Source organism: Spirosoma endbachense (genome assembly GCF_010233585.1).
GTDB classification, from domain to species: Bacteria; Bacteroidota; Bacteroidia; order Cytophagales; family Spirosomataceae; genus Spirosoma; species Spirosoma endbachense.
The window spans coordinates 1,268,839-1,288,039 of sequence record NZ_CP045997.1 but is presented as its reverse complement, the minus strand read 5'-3'; the positions used below and the strand labels follow the sequence as shown (position 1 = coordinate 1,288,039).

Annotated in this window: 15 protein-coding genes; 6 read left to right on the top strand and 9 right to left on the bottom strand. The window is 48.2% G+C overall.

Annotated features, from left to right (window positions below; genetic code table 11):
- Positions 1–55: 55 nt before the first annotated feature.
- From GJR95_RS05160 to GJR95_RS05150, 3 genes are all read right to left on the bottom strand, one after another.
- Positions 56–733, bottom strand: a complete 678-nt coding sequence (locus tag GJR95_RS05160) for an ABC transporter ATP-binding protein (protein ID WP_162384862.1) — start codon at positions 731–733, stop codon at positions 56–58.
- Positions 734–758: 25 nt separating this feature from the next.
- Positions 759–2,006: an efflux RND transporter periplasmic adaptor subunit gene (locus tag GJR95_RS05155; protein ID WP_162384861.1), complete on the bottom strand. Its 1,248-nt coding sequence runs from the start codon at positions 2,004–2,006 to the stop codon at positions 759–761.
- Between the two features lie 181 nt (positions 2,007–2,187).
- On the bottom strand, positions 2,188–3,882 hold the full coding sequence (locus tag GJR95_RS05150; protein WP_162384860.1) for an ArnT family glycosyltransferase: 1,695 nt from the start codon (positions 3,880–3,882) through the stop codon (positions 2,188–2,190).
- Between the two features lie 169 nt (positions 3,883–4,051).
- Between GJR95_RS05150 and GJR95_RS05145 the strand changes: the two genes are divergently transcribed.
- The gene (locus GJR95_RS05145) at positions 4,052–5,428 is read left to right on the top strand and encodes a sigma-54-dependent transcriptional regulator (RefSeq protein WP_162384859.1); all 1,377 of its coding nucleotides are present in this window, start codon (positions 4,052–4,054) and stop codon (positions 5,426–5,428) included.
- Between the two features lie 82 nt (positions 5,429–5,510).
- Here the strand turns inward: GJR95_RS05145 and GJR95_RS41770 are convergent, their stop codons facing one another.
- Together GJR95_RS41770 and GJR95_RS05135 are read right to left on the bottom strand one after the other, a co-directional pair.
- Positions 5,511–6,002, bottom strand: a complete 492-nt coding sequence (locus GJR95_RS41770; protein ID WP_198424807.1) for a hypothetical protein — start codon at positions 6,000–6,002, stop codon at positions 5,511–5,513.
- 69 nt (positions 6,003–6,071) lie between these two features.
- Positions 6,072–6,824, bottom strand: coding sequence for a lysophospholipid acyltransferase family protein (locus tag GJR95_RS05135; protein WP_162384858.1), 753 nt, complete (start codon positions 6,822–6,824; stop codon positions 6,072–6,074).
- A gap of 201 nt (positions 6,825–7,025) precedes the next feature.
- Between GJR95_RS05135 and GJR95_RS05130 the strand changes: the two genes are divergently transcribed.
- Together GJR95_RS05130 and GJR95_RS05125 are read left to right on the top strand one after the other, a co-directional pair.
- Positions 7,026–7,970, top strand: coding sequence for an acyl-ACP desaturase (locus GJR95_RS05130; RefSeq protein ID WP_162384857.1), 945 nt, complete (start codon positions 7,026–7,028; stop codon positions 7,968–7,970).
- A gap of 3 nt (positions 7,971–7,973) precedes the next feature.
- Positions 7,974–9,356 carry a sensor histidine kinase gene (locus GJR95_RS05125; protein ID WP_162384856.1) on the top strand — a complete coding sequence of 461 codons (1,383 nt, stop codon included), beginning with the start codon at positions 7,974–7,976 and terminating at the stop codon, positions 9,354–9,356.
- Between the two features lie 142 nt (positions 9,357–9,498).
- Here GJR95_RS05125 and GJR95_RS05120 read toward each other — a convergent pair whose 3' ends face one another.
- The 3 genes from GJR95_RS05120 to GJR95_RS05110 all read right to left on the bottom strand — a co-directional run bounded on the left by GJR95_RS05120 (position 9,499) and on the right by GJR95_RS05110 (position 15,856).
- Complete coding sequence (locus GJR95_RS05120) at positions 9,499–10,881, bottom strand: RagB/SusD family nutrient uptake outer membrane protein (protein WP_162384855.1); 1,383 nt, start codon at positions 10,879–10,881, stop codon at positions 9,499–9,501.
- A 7-nt stretch (positions 10,882–10,888) separates the two neighbouring features.
- Positions 10,889–14,089: a SusC/RagA family TonB-linked outer membrane protein gene (locus GJR95_RS05115; protein ID WP_162384854.1), complete on the bottom strand. Its 3,201-nt coding sequence runs from the start codon at positions 14,087–14,089 to the stop codon at positions 10,889–10,891.
- A gap of 363 nt (positions 14,090–14,452) precedes the next feature.
- The gene (locus GJR95_RS05110) at positions 14,453–15,856 is read right to left on the bottom strand and encodes an MATE family efflux transporter (RefSeq protein ID WP_162384853.1); all 1,404 of its coding nucleotides are present in this window, start codon (positions 15,854–15,856) and stop codon (positions 14,453–14,455) included.
- A 115-nt stretch (positions 15,857–15,971) separates the two neighbouring features.
- Here GJR95_RS05110 and GJR95_RS05105 point away from each other — a divergent pair, with 115 nt between their 5' ends.
- The 3 genes from GJR95_RS05105 to GJR95_RS05095 all read left to right on the top strand — a co-directional run bounded on the left by GJR95_RS05105 (position 15,972) and on the right by GJR95_RS05095 (position 18,756).
- Positions 15,972–16,781, top strand: a complete 810-nt coding sequence (locus GJR95_RS05105; protein ID WP_162384852.1) for a DUF4290 domain-containing protein — start codon at positions 15,972–15,974, stop codon at positions 16,779–16,781.
- A gap of 85 nt (positions 16,782–16,866) precedes the next feature.
- Entirely contained in the window at positions 16,867–18,174 is a 1,308-nt protein-coding gene (gene murA, locus GJR95_RS05100; RefSeq protein ID WP_162384851.1) for a UDP-N-acetylglucosamine 1-carboxyvinyltransferase, read from the top strand.
- A 126-nt stretch (positions 18,175–18,300) separates the two neighbouring features.
- Positions 18,301–18,756: a ferritin-like domain-containing protein gene (locus tag GJR95_RS05095; protein ID WP_162384850.1), complete on the top strand. Its 456-nt coding sequence runs from the start codon at positions 18,301–18,303 to the stop codon at positions 18,754–18,756.
- A gap of 77 nt (positions 18,757–18,833) precedes the next feature.
- Here GJR95_RS05095 and GJR95_RS05090 read toward each other — a convergent pair whose 3' ends face one another.
- Positions 18,834–19,181 (bottom strand): hypothetical protein, encoded by a 348-nt coding sequence (locus tag GJR95_RS05090; protein WP_162384849.1) that lies wholly within the window; start codon positions 19,179–19,181, stop codon positions 18,834–18,836.
- Positions 19,182–19,201: the final 20 nt, after the last annotated feature.

The following is a 19,201-nucleotide window of genomic DNA, read 5'->3' as shown; positions in this document are numbered from 1 at the left end:
ACCGTGGCACGGCTCTGGGCCAAAAACCTGCTTCCTATAGATGGTTCTCTACGTGTTAAACGTGGAAGTTTTCCGTTACTACTTTACCATCGAACAGGTTCACAATACGGTGCGCAAAACCAGCATCGTAGGGTGAGTGCGTTACCATGATAATCGTAGTTCCTTCGTCGTTTAATTCACCAAGAAGTTTCATTACTTCCTCGCCATTTTTCGAGTCGAGGTTACCCGTCGGCTCATCCGCCAGGATTAATTTGGGTTTTGCAACAACCGCCCGAGCAATGGCCGTCCGTTGTTGCTGACCACCTGAGAGCTGCTGCGGGAAGTGATTGCGCCGATGCATGATGCTCATCCGTTCGAGAGCTTCTTCAACACGCTTTTTGCGCTCTTCGGTAGGCGTTTTAAGATACAGCAACGGCAGTTCGACGTTTTCGTAAACGGTCAGTTCGTCGATCAGGTTAAAGCTCTGGAATACGAACCCGATAGAGCCTTTCCGCAACTGTGCCCGCTGGCGCTCCGTCATTTTGGCAACAGCAGTTCCGTAGAAATTGTATTCGCCCTCGCTCGGATTGTCTAACAGACCAAGGATGTTTAGCAGGGTGGATTTACCACAACCGGACGGACCCATGATGGCCACGAACTCGCCGTCTTTAACGTCCATGTTAATGCCATTGAGGGCGGTGGTTTCTACTTCTTCGGTAGCGAAGAGCTTCTGTAGGTTAACTGTCTGTATCATACTATTTCAGAATGGTTCTGAGGGTTTAAAATTCTAGAACTTCGTTATCGCCAAAATTTTCGTAAGAACTCGTAATAACCTGCTCGCCGGGCTGCAAACCTTCAAGCACTTCATAAAACTCTGGGTTTTTACGGCCCAGCGTAATTGGCCGCTTCACCGCTCGTTTGCCCGACTTATCGACTACGTATACCCAGTTGCCACCTGTGTCGGAGAAGAAACCACCTACGGGCAGCAACGTAGCTTTAGCCGCTTTGCCTAACTCCAACTGAATCGGCGACGACTGACCGCGCTTGATGCCTTCGGGTGTGCCCTTCGGAAAAACCATATCAACTTCAAATCGACCACTTTTTACTTCGGGATATACGCGGCTGATTTCCAGATCGTGCATTTTCCCGTTGAACTCAAATGATCCTTTTAGACCCGAAAATACGCGGCTAATGTAGTGTTCATCAATACCAACCCGCATTTTAAACCCATTCAGATCATCAATCTGACCAATATTCTGGCCCCGGTTAATGTTCGACCCAACTTCGACATCGATACTCGACAACTGACCTGATACTGGTGCTTTAACGACCAGATTATCGAGCGTCTGTTGCCAAAGAGCAACATTTCGCTGTGTACGTTGCAAGGTGCCCTCAAGTTGTTTGATCTGAAATTTTGCGTTTTCCTCCTGATACTTCTGCGTTTCGATTTCGATGGTACGCTGCGTGACTAATCGTTCGAAAGCCCGTTTCGCTTTCAGGTAGTCTTCTTCAGAGACAACTTTATCTTTGTACAGCTTTTCCTGACGATCGTAAGTGTCTTTCGCCTGAGAAATTTGAGCATCTACATCAGCCAGCGTTTTACGGAGCGTAAATCGTTCGATCTGTATCCGTTGGCGCGTATTCTGCAAGTCGTTGACAAGTCGGTTGGCTTCTGTTTCCGATTGTAGAAAGCTCAGTTTAAGGCTCTGGTTTTCAAGTTTCAGGAGCACATCGCCCTTCTTAACCATGTTGCCACCCTCAACGAGTTTTGACGTTACATAACCGCCCTCGATGGCATCCAATCGAATTGTCTTCAGCGGTTGAACAACGCCCGTAACGGCGATGAAGTCCTCAAACGGTCCGGTAGATACGTTCGAGACGGTGATTTTATCTTTTTCGACGTTCAGCTTCGACCGGCGGTCAGCAAACAGGAACGTGTAAGCTAATAGACTCAAAATCAGCGTACCACCACCAAAAATTGCGATACGTTGTGTTGTCCAGAAACGTTTAGGTAAGGCGCGATCCATTGTAATTTTTCAATTAGCACATTAAGAAATAAAACACTAAGCGTGTGCTTTACTCCTTTTGAGCCAATAGTCGTGCCAACTAATAAAATATACTGATTATCAGCAAATTAATTCACAGCCAAAAATAACGGCTGTCCGGTTTCGGACAAATAGCTGTCCGGTTTCAAAACCGGTTCATTTATCATTTAACCTCTACAAGCACATAGGGCTTAAGCGTTGTTGCCCGTGTGTCATAATTCAGGAAATCGGCGGTTAGCTGGCTAATGTGAAAATAAGGAAAAATCGCTACCCGACGAACGCGGAAACCGCGCATTTCCAGTGAATCAGCATACGTATTTGTAGTAAAAACCTGCACCGCCCGACGGCTGCTCATCTGTCGTAATACCGAGTCTTCACGAATGTATTGCGTTGGCGCATGGGCATAAAATTCATACGACCACGAGCTTTCCCCAAATGTACCGGGGCCGTAAAGTACCGTTGGCCGCTTGGCAAGCACTGGCTGTTCATTAACAAACCGGGCCGCTGTCAAACCTGCCTGATACTGCATAAATGTTGGATAAAGGAACAGATTGAGTACACCAGCCAGTACCAGCATCGCTCCCACCATCCGACCCATTAACGACAACATGGTAGTTTGCCGAAACAAGGTGATCGTTGCAAACGTGATGATAATTACCCAACTGAGCGCGATTCCGAGTTTAGCGGGTTTTACAACAAACAATACGGCCACGATCAGTACGACTAACAACAACCCAATAATTGACTGTGCAACCGCCCACCGACGAAGGTTAACCGGTTTCAGACTCACCAGAAACTGAGCAGTCAGTATTGCATAGAACGGAAAAACGATATTCAGATAATGCGGGAGCTGAAAACCCGATAACGAAAACAGCGCAAATGTAGCAAGGCCCGACCCCAGTGAAACGTACTCCGGCAAGGGATTTTGTCGCTTTATTAACGCGACAAGGGCTTTCCCAACGCCAATATAGAGCGGTAACGACCACGGCAGAAAAGCCCAAAGCAGCGTATGAAGAAAGAAAAATTTGTCGCCCGCGCCTTTAATGGGCCCTGTGTTAAAAAAACGCCCGAACTGACTGTCCCAGAAGAAAAACCGAATGCCCGAAACGCCCGTATTTCCAAAGACTACTTTTCCGGGCTGGAGGTCGAATTGCTGGTATAAACAAAAAATCTCAGGCAACGTAAAAACAAACGATAACACAACCGCCAGATACCACTTCGGTTTTAATAACTCCCGCCAGTTACCGGTCAATAGCCAGTGAAGTCCTAGACCTGCGCCAATTGGAACGATCACGAAGAGCCCTTTAGTCATCAGGGCGCAACCCGTCAGGAACGACCCGAGAATCAGATGAAGCCAGTTTTTAGACGTGTCATCTTTATCTCTCAGAAAGACCCGGTAAAAATGGTAAACTGGCCCGATGATTAGTAGCGTCAGGTAGGGCTCAGCCCGCACATCACTATTAGAAAGTACACCGTGAAAGGCCGTCAACAGAACCAGAACCGCTAGTTGCGCTGTCAGTTTTGAATAGGCAAGCCGAACAAACTTATAGGTGTAAATGGCGCTCCCCAAAAAGAACAGAAGAGCCGGAAATTTATAGGCGAATGTATTAATCCCAAAAATAAGATAGCTCAGGGCCGATACCCAAAAAGGAAAGTGCGGCTTATCGAGCCAGTCGCGGCCAACGGCATACAGATTAACAAAATCCCCGGTTTGGGCCATTATTTTGGCAATACAGGCATAGAGCGCGCCATCGGGTTCAAGAATTGGCGGAAATAAGCCAGTAGCATTAAGAAATACGCCAGCTACTACCAGGGCATAAAACCAGCGATCATTGAGAGGGGGGGCAATGTCAGTCATTAGTCGGCATAAAATTATCGCTCAACGGTCAACTTCCAGAAAATGACCACAAATCACGACCAATGACCGCTCAACGACTTTTGGCAACGAAAGTACGTAAGAAAAGCTTAATTCGTTGTTGAAACAGTGCCTGCGTGCAACAAATCGCCAGACTCTTTATCTTTGGTATATGCAAGATGCGAAACTTCTCCTCGTCGACGATGACCCCGACGTGCTGCTGGCTGCCCGGTTGCTGCTGAAACGACATTTCGGCGCGGTGGACATCGAAAAAAATCCCGAAAAACTGCCTTTTCTGCTCAATAATAACCGATACGACGCAATTGTGCTGGACATGAATTTTCAGCGTGATGTTAGCAGTGGCCGTGAGGGATTTGCCTGGCTTGATCGTATTTTAGATATCGATCCGGCCGCTCGGGTAATTTTATTTACGGCGTATGGCGACGTCGAAATGGCTGTTCGGGCCATGAAAGCCGGTGCCATTGATTTTGTGCTCAAACCCTGGCAAAATGATAAGTTTCTGGATACTATCCGCGGAGCCGTTGAAGGGCGAAAGGACGAAAAAGAAGACGGCGAAAAGGGCGGTAAAGACAAACTATCGGCCAAAGTAAATGGGAAACATGCCACCATCATCGGTTCGGCCATGCGTCCGGTACTGGAAACCGTCGAACGTGTCGCTCCCACCGATGCCAACGTGCTGATTTTGGGAGAGAATGGAACTGGCAAAGATTTAATCGCCCGGGCGATTCACGAACAGTCAGATCGCCGGGACAAACCGTTTATAAGCGTTGATGTAGGTGCTCTCACTGAAAGCCTGTTCGAGAGCGAAGTATTCGGGCATGTGAAGGGGGCGTTTACCGATGCCCGTGACGATCGGGCTGGTCGGTTTGAAGAAGCGAACGGTGGAACGATTTTTCTGGACGAGATAGGTAACCTTACTCCTTCTCAGCAAGCCCGTTTGTTAACTGTTCTGCAACAGCGTCAGGTAACACGCGTTGGTTCGAACAAAGCCCGACCGGTCGATGTTCGACTCGTCTGCGCTACGAATGCGGACCTGAATCAACGGGTGGCCGAACGGCAATTTCGGCAGGATTTGCTTTATCGCATCAACACGATTGAGCTTCATTTACCTCCCCTGCGTGAGCGCCCGTCCGATATTGGTCTGCTGGCCGAACATTTCCTAAAAAAATACGCCAAGCAATACAATCGATCCGTTTCGGGGTTGAGCCCGGCATTATTGGCTGAAATGAAACAATATCGCTGGCCCGGAAACGTGCGCGAACTACAGCATGCTGTGGAGCGGGCCGTTATTCTTGCCCGGCCCGAACTAACGCAGGGCACTCTACTGGAGCCAGGTAATTTTGTATTCCGAAAAGACGCGTCTGCAACAACGTCGCCGGTCAATGAAACGCTGCAGTTGGAAGACATGGAGCGGCAATTGATTCAACAGGCAATGCAGAAACATCGGGGTAGCATCACGGATGTTGCTCGAGAACTGGGGGTATCCCGTCAGGCGTTGTACAGACGACTGGAGAAATTTGGGCTGTGAGTTATTGCCTGATCTGAATCGGCATTGGAACCGTAATTCAGCCATTGCCAATTCAGATCAGGCCGTATAGTTACCAGCATGTCTACTTTAACCGATCTTTGAGGATAGTCAAAATTTCGATCTGAGTATCTTTCAGAAATTTTATTTCCTCCTGTAGTCCATCTACTTTACTGTCAATTTTCGTATCAAGTCCCTCTAGTCCAAGCTGCACTTCACCTCGAAGGCTTTCAAATTGACTCTGCTGTTGATCGAATCGTTGGTTAACCTGGGCAAAACGATTGTCCATATCAGCCCTTATCTGATCAAATCGATGATCAACCTCAACAAACTGATGATTTATATCGGCAGTGAGTTGATCGAACCGTTGGCTTACACTAACCGTTAGATTAGCCAGCCCTCTAGCAGTACTTTCTGCCTGCTGAGCTACTTTTTGCACTTGAGCATGGGTCTCAGTAGCTAGTTGGAAAATCTGGCTATTCGACTCAATGAGCCGATCTGTTTTTTGAGCCACGTCGGCTAATATGGGTTCAATCTGGTCAAGACCGGTCCGCCGATGCGGTTTATCTGGTGTCATACAAGCAATACGGTTTCTCTGTAAATATACGTAAATACCATAGTCAACTACAAATACGGCAGAACTATTTTACTGGCTAACCACCCCTAATACACCAAGTTCCAGAGAAATAGCCTCCTGTGCCAGTCTCACTAGTTCATCGGGGGTTTGCCCGGCAGGCTCGATACCGGGCAGCACCACCCACGACATTCGCGAAAATGAGGTCAATGGAAATACACCAGTCGGATTGAAAGGACCCGTTCCTCGAATGGCAATAGGCACCACGAGCGCATCGGGTGCCCGCTTGAGCAGCATGGCTAATCCACCCGCTACAAAAGGGCGCATTTTTCCCGATGAAGATCGCGTTCCCTCCGGAAAAATAACCGCCGAATGTTTCGTTTGCTGAATATGCTTACCCAGGCGGGCAATTTCAACGATGGCCTGTTTCGGATCGTTACGATCGATAAGGGCGGCTCCGCTTTTACGCAGGTTATAGGATACACCGGGTATTCCATGTGCCAGCTCAATTTTGGAAACAAAAATGGGGGTATGACGACGCAGAAACCAGATAATCGGTGAAATATCGAACATACTCTGGTGGTTGGCCACAAAAATAATCGGGCGATCAGTTGGCAGATTGGGCTGTTGCTGAAAGCGTATACTACTACCAGTCAGATACCAGCCATATGCAATAAACGCATTCATCCAATCGACCACTTTTTTATGCGCCGGTTTCCCAAATACATGGAACGCAATGACCTGAAGAACGTGAAAAACCACTAAAGTCAATCCGAAGTAGAGCAGGTATACAGAGCTCAAAAAATAATCCAGAATTTTTTTCATAGCGCCTTTTTGGGCATCGAAATACGCCTATTGCCTTATTTTAGCTCAAAAATAGCAATCCGTCAGGTTTTGTTAGGTAGAAAAAGGCAAAGCACACTAAATCTGTCGTTTGTTTTAAGTGTACCTTGCAAGTTTATTGAATTGATTGATCATCTTCTTTGTTGATTTTACATGATTCTATCGGCCTCTCGTATAGACGTAATGCGTTTCGTCGGCGAAAAAATAAACGCCTTAATTGGGGAGTATCTTAAGCCTATCGAAACGAACTGGCAACCGGCTGACCTGCTGCCCGATTCCGCACAGGAAAATTTTCTGGACGAGGTCAAGCTCCTTCGCGAAAGCACGCGTGAATTATCCTACGATTACGTGGCCGTTCTGGTGGGCGATACCATTACCGAAGAAGCCCTCCCAACCTATGAATCATGGCTGATGGGGATGGAAGGTGTTGACCAGAATAGCCCGCAACACTGGACCCAATGGATTCGGGGCTGGACAGCCGAAGAAAACCGGCACGGTGACCTGCTCAACAAATTCCTGTACCTGTCGGGCCGGGTTAATATGCGGGCCATGGAAGTTTCGACTCAGTATCTGATTGCGGATGGATTCGATATTGGAACGGGTCGCGACCCTTACCGCAATTTTGTGTATACCTCGTTTCAGGAACTGGCAACCAATATATCGCACCGTCGAACTGCCACGTTGGCCAAGCAGACTGGCTGCCCCCAGTTGTCTAAAATATGTGGCGTGATTGCTTCCGACGAAATGCGTCATGCTAAAGCCTATAAGGCATTTGTCGGTCAGATTTTTGAAGTCGATCCGTCGGAAATGATGCTCGCATTTGAAGACATGATGCGCAAAAAGATTGTGATGCCTGCTCACTTCCTGCGCGAAACCGGCGTTAAAATTGGCCAGACGTTCAGTCACTTTTCCGATGCGGCTCAGCGGCTTGGGGTTTATACAACATACGATTATATCGATATTCTGGATAATTTGCTGACCGACTGGAATATTGGAGCTATCACGGATCTCGACGATGCTGGTCAACGTGCCCGTGATTACCTGATGGCGCTTCCTAATCGACTGCGCCGGATAGCAGAGCGGACCAAAGTACCTGCACTTGAGTACCCGTTCAGCTGGATTGCATAACTCATGGATCGTTTCGCCATAGGCATTGGCTGGCGCATTGTTGTCGTGGTCATTCTGACCGTTGCGCTTACTTATTTTTACCTTCAGGGTAGCAATGGTTTGTTGCTCTTCCCGTTGTTTATTGCCCATCTGGTCATAACCATAAACCTGTATCGATTCGTCACCAGCCTGAATCGTAAACTGACACGGTTTCTGGAATCGGTACGCTATTCTGATTTCGCAGTTGCCTTCAGGGCCGATAGTAATCTCGGCCCTTCTTTCCATGAGCTAAATGATCAGTTCAACGAGGTGCTGGACGCATTTCGGCAGGCAAGGGCAGAGAAAGAAGCGAATCTGCACTATGTGAATACCATTGTTCAGCATGTTAGTGTTGGCTTGCTAACGTTCGATGCCGCCGGACAGGTCGAGCTGGTGAACCAGACGGCCCTTCGGTTATTGGGTACGTATCGGCTTCGTACACTCAGCGATCTGAACGCAACCCATGCCGATCTGGTAAACGTACTTAAATCATCTACAGCTTCTTCTACACCCGTTTCGTATCAAACCGGTACTGACGGGGAATTGTCGGTACGCTGTACGGTCGTTCGATTACGGGGTCGGTTAGTGACAGTGGCATCCCTGCAAAATATTCGCACGGAGTTGCAACAGCGTGAACTTGATGCGTGGCAAAACCTGACCAAAGTGCTGCGTCACGAAATCATGAATTCAATTACGCCTATTGTGTCACTGGCAGGAACGATGCGTGATATTGTAGAGACCGATCTGGTACCCATTGTCGAAGCCGGAATGTCTTCAGGGGTCGATACAACTGAACTTCTTTCTTCATCGTTGTTTGCCTCCTCGGTTACTGATCTTCGGGATGCGCTAACCACGATCGAACAGCGCGGGGCGGGTGTTATGCGGTTTGTGGATGCTTATCGGCATTTTACAACGATTCCTCAACCAAGTTTTGCTGAAGTCCCGGTGGATCAGCTTATGAAGCACGTTGTTCAGCTTACACAGGCCAACAATCAGAAACAACCGGTCAAAATCACAACGAAGACTACGTTGCCCAATCTGGCCATCCGTGCCGATATTGACCAGATTGAAATGGTGCTTATCAATTTGCTCAAGAATGCCGTAGAAAGCTTAGAAAAAACCCCCAACCCAACGATTCATCTGGAGGCTATGGCCGATGGACCACGCGTGATCATCAGCGTGGCTGACAACGGCCCTGGTATTGAACCAGAAGCACTGGAGCAGATTTTTATTCCGTTTTATACGACAAAAAAAACGGGATCGGGCATTGGTTTAAGTTTATCCCGCCAAATTATGCAGTTGCACGGTGGTCAGTTAACTGCCACATCAACACCGGGTACCGGCAGCACATTTAATCTGGTATTTTGACGGCTACACGTATTTAGTTATCAAAATAAAATGCACTTATACTAACCTTTTAAGTCCTTAATCGAACATATATTCTATCAACCAAAACCCCCTGACTGAAGATAATTCCAGTCAGGGGGTTTCAGTTGATAGTTCCTTCAAATCAATAACCGTCGTTTTGAGGAAACGTGGTTTTATTGTTATACACATCAATTTCAGACTGGGGCACTGGATAGACCGTACGGTAAGGGGGCATCGTAATGCCGGTCACTTTTATAGCATCCACAGCGGCTCCTGTTCGAATCAGATCGAACCACCGGTCACTTTCCAGAGCTAGTTCCAGCCGCCGTTCATTGATAATGGCTGTCCGGAAAGCTTCTTTAGTTGCCAGTTGAGCAGCTGTATAGTTTGCCACGCCCGCCCGCGTGCGAACCCGATTTAGGGCTTTGAATGCATCACCGTCTGCCTGGTAACCTACCTCATTTAAGGCTTCGGCATAGAGCAGAATCACATCGGCAAACCGCAATACCGGGAAATCATTACCGACATCGTTTGTCCCTGACAGTTCATCGTAATACTTCCTCGGTACAGCGTTGATACTGGTAGGTACCGGAATCATAACCGTTAGTGGAAGTCGTTTATCGCCCGCCGGATAGGCGGTCCGCAACGACGGTTCAATGGGGTCGCCAATGCTGGTACCAAACCAAGAACCATGCCCTTCGCCCAATAAACCACCCTTCTTGAATTTTACAGCAAATAAAAGTTCTGCATTGTTTTTGTTCGTGACCAGAAACACATCGGCAATATTGGGCAGCAACTGATAGGTCGTTCCGTTCACCAGATCCCTTAGGAGAGGAACGGCCAGATCATATTTCTTTTCCGTCACATACACTTTACCCAGCAAGCCTTTAGCCGAACCCGTTGTTGCGCGGCCAATATCATTACCCGTATAGCTTACCGGCAAACCAGCGGCTGCGGCTGTCAAATCCTTTTCAATAGCGGCATAAATATCAGCTACTTCGTTGCGTGAAAAGGATCGGGCTTCGGTGGTTGTTCCGGCCGTTAAAACGAGTGGCACTTTACCCCACAACCGCACTAGATTGAAGTACGACAGAGCCCGGATAAACTGTGCTTCCCCTTTATAACGTGCCTTCAAAGTCGCGTCCATCGTTACACCGTCGATCTTATCCAGTATCAGGTTGCAACGATTGATGCCCGTATACAAACTCCCCCACGTATCGCGCAGAACTGTGTTTGTGGTTGGTTCAATGAAACGGTCTATGTTGTAACGCAGACCGGAACCCGAGGATGGGTCATTATCAAGTACATTATCGCCACGCGCTTCAATCAATGTATTGAAGTCGCCCCCATACTGATTGGCACTTTGCAACGCATCATAAGCACCATTGACAGCATTTCCAAAATCGTTTGCCGTTTTGTAGAAGTTGTCTACGTTTGGCTGCGACAAAGGTTTTAAGTCCAGAAAATCCTTCTGGCAAGCCGAGAGGCTAATTAGTGAAATAAAAAGTAAGGTTATCTTTTTCATGGCCATGTCAGAATGAGAGGTTAATACCAACCGATGTTGTGCGGGGTAATGGATAAGTTCCGTAATCTTCACCCGATGAAAGCGCACTGTCTGGACGGCTATTCACCTCTGGATTAAAGCCAAGGTATTTGGTAAATGTGAATGGATTCTGCGTTGTCACGTAGACACGCGCCCGGCTAACATGCAACCGATTCAGTAGCGTAGTGGGCAATGTATACCCCAGTGTAATGGTACGGATACGCACATACGAACCATCTTCAATATGCCAGGTCGAAATTTCCCCGTTCGAACCTGATGCCAGCCGATTGGCACGGTTAACCAACCCATTGCCGGGGTTCTCAGGCGACTGCCAGCGGTCCAGCGCTCCTTTAAACAGATTACCGTTTCCTTCCATATTGTAGATATACCGACGGATCAGGTTCAGAATTTTATGTCCCTGAACGCCCTGCACAGCAATGCCCAGATCAAATCCAGCATAAGCCAGATTCGTATTAAACCCAAACGTATATTTCGGAAAATAGCTGCCCGTAACGGCCCGGTCGCTGCTGAAGTCAATTTTACCGTCTTTATTCATATCGATGAATTTGAAATCGCCGGGGCGGGTCGTGGTCGTATGTGGATACGCATCGATCTCAGCCTGATTTTTAAACACACCATCGTAAATCATGGTATAGTATTCGCCAATCGGACGCCCGATTTGTGTGATGAACTGCGCTCCGGCCACACCACCCGCCACAATGATTGGATCACCGGCGGGTCCGAGTGCTTTCACCTTGTTTCGGTTAGCGGCAATGTTAGCACTGGCATCCCAGCGAAACCGACCGAACGTCTGATGTGTGCCGAGCGTAAATTCCAGCCCCTGATTATTTACTTTGCCAATGTTCTGCAATTCGGTGCTGAATCCCGACGCGCGTGGAACCGGCACATTGAGCAGCAGATCAGAGGTATTGGCATTGTAATAATCGACGGTCAGATTCAGCTTATTGCGAAAAAAGCTTGCATCGAACCCTATATCAAACATGGCTGTTTTCTCCCATCTCAGCTTGGGGTTCGCCGAATTACTGGGTGCCAGACCACTTACGATTGTTTCAGGCCCAAGAATGTAGTTTGAGTAGCTCAGCAAGCTGATCGACCCATAATTCGGAATCTGGAAATTACCCGTCAGCCCGTAGCTGGCGCGAAGTTTCAGATCACTCAACCACGTCGCCGATTTCAGGAACGACTCCTGCGACACGTTCCAGCCTCCAGAAACGGAAGGAAAATAACCCCAGCGATTGTCGCTTCCGAAACGGGAGGAACCATCAGCCCGGACAGCTGCCGACAACAGGTATTTTCCGTTGTAATCATATTGAACACGACCCAGATACGATAACAATGACCACTCCTGAATGTCGGAGCTACCCGACGACACTTGTCCTGCGTTGAGTGTGTAAACCAAATCGTTCGGATAGTTTGTGGCCGTCAGTTCATTGGCAACCCGGCGGTCTTTCTGCGATGTGAAACCCGCCAGTGCCGATACGTTATGCGCTCCGAAAGAATGGCTATAATTCAGGGTATTTTCGACGAGCCAATCCACAAAATTCTGCGCCCGCGAGAAACCTGTCGGTACAGACGCTCCCTTACGGTCGCGGATTTCCAGCGTCGATGGCCGGTAATAATCGCGCTGGAAGCTATTGATGTCGGTGCCAAGGCTGAGTCGATACGACAGGTCTTTTGTGATGTTGTATTGGGCGTAAACATTACCCAGCAGCCGCAACTGGCTCATTTTATCGCTAACCTGATTGGCTATAGCAACCGGATTCAGGATCGATGTAGCCCCGTATCCCCAGGCATTACCGCCCCAGTTATACGAGCCGTCGGCGTTGTAGACCGGGAAGATTGGCGGCATTTGCAAAGCCAGACCTATAACCCCCTCGCCCAGATATGGCCCTTCGGCCTTAATGAGATCATGGTATCCATAAGTCGGATTCAGATTGATTCCAGCCGTCAAATGACCGCTTTTTACTTCAACATTGGCTCGCGCACTGTAGCGTTTGTAGCCGGAGTTGATCACGACACCCCGCTGATTGAGGTAATTACCCGACACATAGAACCGAACATTGTCTTTACCCCCCGAGATGGAAAGTGTATGGTTCTGAATGGTTGCTGACCGGAAAATAGCATCCTGCCAGTCGGTGTTGGTCAATCCTGGCTGATTAGAGAGGTAAGGCACTATTTCAGGTTGAATAAGCGTACTTGGCGCACCTACTCCCTTGTTCCGAGTATCGTTAGAATCGGTTATTTTCCCCGTTGGATTTCGGTCGATATAGGCATTATTTTTTGCTTCAGCGCTTAATTGAGCGTACTCATAGGCGTTGATCATATCGATCTTTTTGGAAACCTGCTGCACCCCAACATAGGAATCATAACTAATGACTGTTTTGCCCTCCTTACCCCGTTTAGTGGTCAGCAACACAACGCCGTTGGAACCGCGCGATCCATAAATAGCTGCAGCCGAAGCATCTTTCAGCACTTCAATACTCTCAATATCATCGGTATTGATCGTGCTGAGTACATTAATAGGATTATCAGGAAACTGGGTATTGGTGCTGCCGGTGGCATATTTGGTATCGCGCGAAAGCGGAATTCCATCAATCACATACAACGGATCATTACCAGCACTGATCGATCCTGTGCCCCTGACCCGCACAGATAGAGCCGCCCCCGGCGCTCCCGATGTCTGTGTCACCTGCACACCCGCGATTTTGGCGGCCAGCGCCTGATCGAAACTGGCAACGGGCTGATTGGCGAGATCTCTTGCTTTTACGGAGCCGATCGCCGTCGTAATGTCACGTCGGTTCTGCACACCATAACCCACCACCACCACTTCGCTGAGTGCATTATCGGAATTGGTCAACTTCACATCAACGACGCTTCGGCTCCCAACTGTAACCTCGGTAGGCTGATACCCGATAAACGAGAATACAAGCACTTTTCCAGTGGCAGGCAGCGAAATCTGATACTGCCCTTTCGCATCGCTCGTTGCACCGACGTTGGTCCCTTTAACCTGAACTGTGGTTCCGGCCAGTACTTCACCGGTGCTTCCGTCGGTAACGGTTCCGGTGATGATTGTCTGAGCGTAGCCGACCGATGAGGCCAGCACAAGTAGGCTCAATAGCCACCACTGCCGAAGTCTTTTTCGCCCATGGTTGAGTAAATAAATAGTCATAGGAACTAGATTTAGAGGTACATGTATTGACTGAGGATTTGACGAAACTATCTACCTGAAAAAGAAAAGACACATTCATCAAATCGATGATGCACAATGATACCTACATCTTCCGATTTTCTAATTATAATGCTAATTCTACCTAGTACAATTCAAATAATATTCTATTTAATCTACCTATACTACCAATTAACTGCCAGACAATCAGAAATGTGTCTAGCTGACAATCACTTGATTATAGGCTTAATCCCTATCGACACTATATGCTATTATAAAATCTATTTACTTATTGGCAATCTTCGTACGGCCAGCAAAAATGCGCAGAGGCCCGATTTCAGAAGCTCGTAAACGGCCAGTTCGTGATCAGCTACTAATACCTCGTGGTATCGATTCAACGGGAACACCATAATTGATGCGGCCCAATCGCCGGAAAAATCGAATAGTCAGTAATATGGCCGCAATGCTCAGTCCTAATAATAGACCAATCCAGACCCCAATGGCATCCATATGAAGTGGGAAAGCCAGTACATAGCTCAAGGGTAAGGCTACTATCCAGTACGAAAAGAGCGTAATGACGGTCGGCACATTGACATCCGACAACCCACGCAAACTACCCAACGCTACTACCTGAATACCGTCGGAAAGTTGAAAGAAGCCGCCAATAATCACCAACGAAGCCGCTATCCGCATAACCTCTGGATTATCGCGGATATACAAAGATACAAGCCAGTCATTCGCCGTGAGAAACAGTACGGCGGCCAAACTCATGAAGCTGATTGACAGCATAAAAGCGGCAACGCCTGCGCGGAAAACGCCTTCACGACTCCCTCGTCCGACCGCTGCGCTCACCCGAATAGCCGCAGCCGATGAAATACCCGTAGCCATCATATACGTTACCGATGCCATATTGATGGCAATCTGGTGGGCAGCGAGTCGATCTTCTCCCAGCCAGCCAACAATTACGACCGCCAGTGAAAACGTAGCGACTTCAAAGAAAAACGTCAATCCTCCCGGTACGCCTAACGCAAGAATTGTCTTCACTTCCTCGCCAGAGGGTAAATGACGAAACGCCTTTTGTAAATAGGGCTGAAATCGGGCTGATCGAAAGATATAGGCAAGCATCGCTCCCGCCATAAACAGCCGGGAAAGTAAAGTAGCTGTTGCCGATCCCATTAGTCCTAATTCAGGAAATGGACCTACTCCCTTGATGAGTACATAATTGAAGAAAGCATTTAGGGCCAATGCCGACATGGTTATCGCCATGGCCACCCGAGGGTGACGTAATCCGTCGGCGAGTTGCCGGGCTGCCACGAATATCAGCAAAGGGAACAGCGACAGGCTCAGAATCAGCATAAAATCCCGCGCTAGTTTGGTCACCTCTGCCGTTTGTCCAAAAAGACTAAAGTTGAACGCTAACAAGGCCGATAGTCCTCCAAATACCAGGCTGAAAAGTATGGCAACACGCAAGCCACCCCGAAATAAACGGTTGATGGCAGCCGCATCATGCTGGCTATGCGCTTTCGATACCAAAGCAGCTACTACCGTCAGTCCGCCAACCCCAATACTCGACATCAGGAATGAGAGCGAATTGGCCAGCCCCGCGGCTCCCAATGGCACAGCCCCCAACAGCCGCCCAACAAACAGATTATCCGTAACGCCCATTAACACAACGCCTAACTGGGCAATGATAATTGGGACGCTTAATCGAAATGTATCAGCGAATTCGGGACGATAGATACCTGGCAAAGAGCGGATCGCAGCAAACATGGGGCGGAGTGCAATTGTCAACAAAGGTAATGCTTCTTTTCTACACTCCCCTGCCCTTTGCTCCCTGCCGCATTCTTTGTACTTTTGTTTTCTTTACACGAATCAGGCAAAGCCCTTGAAAGAATACGGAAGTAGTATCCAGAAGCTGGTTGACAATATGGTCAACATCGAAGATCGGGAAAAACGTACTCGTTACGCGCATATCCTGATTGAGTTGATGCGGCAAATTCACCCTAACATGAAGGATGGTCAGGACTACTACAACAAACTGTGGGATGACCTGTACATCATGTCAGATTTTACTTTAGACGTCGATAGCCCCTACCCACCCCCATCGGAAGAGGCTTTAGGCAAAAAGCCCCAGCGAGTTCCTTATAATACGCACCATCTGAAGTTCAAACACTTTGGCCGAAACGTCGATTTATTAATAGCGAAAGCCATTTCGGTTGAAGATCCTGAAGAAAAACGCGCTTTTGTGTCGTATCTGACCCGATTGATGCGCACTTTTTATCAAGCCTGGAATAAGGAATCTGTTGAGGATGAAACCATCTATCAGAGTCTGCTGGAGCTTTCGAATGGTAAACTCGCCGACGATATCAAGCTAATTCGGGAACAGGGACTGGTTGAGGCAACTCCCCGCGAACGCACCGGCGACCAAACACAACCCCAACGCGTCGGCGGCAACTTCGGTGGTAATCAGAATCGCAATAACCGGGGCGACGGACCAAATCAGGGACGTCAGAATAACCGGAATGAAGGCGGTAACCAGCGTAACTTCGGCCGTAACAACCGGAACGACGGACCTCCGGGTCGCCCCAATAACCGCAACGACGGCGGTAACCCGCGCAACTTTGGTAACCGTGGCGACGGTCAGAATCAGGGCGGGCGGCCAAACAATCGCAACAACGACCGTCGTAGACGCTAATTATCAGTACTCCTAAATGATGGATGATAAATGCCTGTTCGAAAAAGCATTTATTATTCATCATTTATAATTTATCCTCCAATCAATGGCTTCTTTTCAAATTACGGGTGGGCGCAAGCTCAAGGGTGAACTGATTCCTCAAGGGGCAAAAAACGAAGCCCTTCAAATTTTATGTGCCGTTTTGCTGACGAAAGAACCCGTCACAATCCATAACATTCCTAACATCCGCGATGTCAATCAGCTGATCGATCTGCTGGGCGATCTGGGTGTTTGGGTAACAAAAATTGGCGAAAATTCGTATCGTTTCGTTGCGTCAGATGTCAATCTGGATTATCTGGAAAGCGATACTTACAAGCGAAAAGCAGCCGCCCTTCGTGGTTCGGTTATGTTGTTAGGGCCCATGCTTGCCCGTTTCAAAAAAGGCCGGATTCCACGCCCTGGTGGTGATAAAATCGGCCGTCGGCGTCTGGATACTCACTTCCTGGGTTTTGAGAAACTCGGCGCTCAATTTAACTACGATGCCAATGATGGCGGCTATTATCAGGTTGACGCCAGCAACCTGCGCGGTACCTATATGCTGCTCGATGAAGCATCGGTGACGGGTACAGCCAACGTGCTGATGGCGGCCGTGATGGCTGAAGGAACGACCACAATCTACAATGCTGCCTGCGAACCTTACCTACAGCAATTGAGCAAGATGCTTAATTCGATGGGGGCAAAGATTTCTGGCGTTGGCTCCAATTTACTGACGATTGAAGGTGTTTCGGAACTTCAGGGCACCGAACATACGATGCTGCCTGATATGATCGAGATTGGCTCGTTCATTGGTTTGGCCGCTATGACCCAATCGGAAATAACGATCAAAAACTGCCGGATTCCAGAACTTGGGATTATTCCTGATCAATTTCGGCGGCTAGGTATTCAGGTCGACTTCCGGGGTGATGATATTTTTATTCCGGCTCAGGAGCGTTACCAGATCGAAACTTTTCTGGATGGCGGTATGATGACCGTTGCTGATTCGCCCTGGCCTGGCTTTACGCCCGATTTGCTCAGTATTGTGCTCGTTACAGCCGTACAGGCGCAGGGAACGTTGCTGATTCACCAGAAAATGTTTGAAAGTCGGTTGTTCTTCGTTGACAAACTGATCGATATGGGTGCTCAGATTATTCTCTGTGATCCACATCGGGCTACGGTTGTCGGCCTGAACCGCCAATTACCATTGAAAGGTATCCGCATGTCATCGCCCGATATTCGGGCAGGGGTTGCCTTACTCATTGCGGCCATGTCGGCGCAGGGAACCAGCATTATCGACAATATTGAGCAGATTGACCGGGGCTATCAACACATCGATACCCGGCTGAATGCGATCGGTGCGGAAATTATCCGTCTTTGATTAGTCTAAATCGGTTCAAACCGATAAGGTTTTTAAAACCTTATCGGTTTAGAAGTTTATTGATGAACAATTAACCCAAGTCGGGGTTATTAATTGGTAATCCATTAACTATCGAACTCATTTGTTATGATCACGAACAAAGAAATTGTTGATGACCTCAACGATCTGGTTAAAATCAACAACGACCGCATTCACGGCTACGAAGACGCCATTAAAGACAATGAAGATGCTCAGTTAAATGAGCTGTTTCGTCACATGGTTATCCAGAGTGAGCAGTTCCGTAGCCAGTTAGCCGACCATATTGTCCGGATTGATGGTTCGGGCGTGGCTGATATTGATTCAACCGACCTAACCAGCAAACTACACCGCGCCTGGATTGACATTAAATCGGCGGTAACCGGAAAAGAACGGTCAGCGATCCTGAGTTCTGTAGAATTCGGTGAAAACGCAGCCGTAGAAGCCTATGAGGATGCCATTGCGAAAGATCATATTCCAGCGTATATTAAAGAAGATCTGCAGAAGCAGTTGAGCGAGCTAAAGGGCGCTTATGATAAAATTAAGGGCCTGCACGAGACAGCTTAAGTTTAATTGAGCCGTAAAACGAAAAAGGGGAATGCTACAGAGCATTCCCCTTTTTCGTTTTACGAACATGAACCGTACTAACGCGACTGAGCGACTCTGGCCGACAGGTCGTCGAGAACTTCGGCGAGTTGGAGAAGCTGACCTACTAAACCAATATCCGACGACTCATTAGCTGCTCGCCTGGTCAGTTTACTAAGTGTATGCAGCGATCCAGCAATTTTAGGGGCCTTTCCTTCCGTCAGGGCCCGTTTTAGAGAAAACAGTTCATCGGCAACATTTTCCAACGTCTGATTTCCTTCGCCAAGGGCGTTACTCCACTCACTAATCAACTCGTCGACCGGGCTAATATGTTCTGCTCCCTGTTGCAACCGTTGCAAAGTTGTTGCCAGCAGCTGCCCCGTGTCCTGGTTCGTTTGTAGTGCCATGATCGTTTTATTTACGGATT

Excerpts from the sequence above, each read along its gene's own strand:
- GJR95_RS05160 (WP_162384862.1), bottom strand. The coding sequence starts at position 733 with ATGATACAGACAGTTAACCTACAGAAGCTCTTCGCTACCGAAGAAGTA.
- GJR95_RS05155 (WP_162384861.1), bottom strand. The coding sequence starts at position 2,006 with ATGGATCGCGCCTTACCTAAACGTTTCTGGACAACACAACGTATCGCA.
- GJR95_RS05150 (WP_162384860.1), bottom strand. The coding sequence starts at position 3,882 with ATGACTGACATTGCCCCCCCTCTCAATGATCGCTGGTTTTATGCCCTG.
- GJR95_RS05145 (WP_162384859.1), top strand. The coding sequence starts at position 4,052 with ATGCAAGATGCGAAACTTCTCCTCGTCGACGATGACCCCGACGTGCTG.
- GJR95_RS41770 (WP_198424807.1), bottom strand. The coding sequence starts at position 6,002 with ATGACACCAGATAAACCGCATCGGCGGACCGGTCTTGACCAGATTGAA.
- GJR95_RS05135 (WP_162384858.1), bottom strand. The coding sequence starts at position 6,824 with ATGAAAAAAATTCTGGATTATTTTTTGAGCTCTGTATACCTGCTCTAC.
- GJR95_RS05130 (WP_162384857.1), top strand. The coding sequence starts at position 7,026 with ATGCGTTTCGTCGGCGAAAAAATAAACGCCTTAATTGGGGAGTATCTT.
- GJR95_RS05125 (WP_162384856.1), top strand. The coding sequence starts at position 7,974 with ATGGATCGTTTCGCCATAGGCATTGGCTGGCGCATTGTTGTCGTGGTC.
- GJR95_RS05120 (WP_162384855.1), bottom strand. The coding sequence starts at position 10,881 with ATGAAAAAGATAACCTTACTTTTTATTTCACTAATTAGCCTCTCGGCT.
- GJR95_RS05115 (WP_162384854.1), bottom strand. The coding sequence starts at position 14,089 with ATGACTATTTATTTACTCAACCATGGGCGAAAAAGACTTCGGCAGTGG.
- GJR95_RS05110 (WP_162384853.1), bottom strand. The coding sequence starts at position 15,856 with ATGTTTGCTGCGATCCGCTCTTTGCCAGGTATCTATCGTCCCGAATTC.
- murA (WP_162384851.1), top strand. The coding sequence starts at position 16,867 with ATGGCTTCTTTTCAAATTACGGGTGGGCGCAAGCTCAAGGGTGAACTG.
- GJR95_RS05095 (WP_162384850.1), top strand. The coding sequence starts at position 18,301 with ATGATCACGAACAAAGAAATTGTTGATGACCTCAACGATCTGGTTAAA.
- GJR95_RS05090 (WP_162384849.1), bottom strand. The coding sequence starts at position 19,181 with ATGGCACTACAAACGAACCAGGACACGGGGCAGCTGCTGGCAACAACT.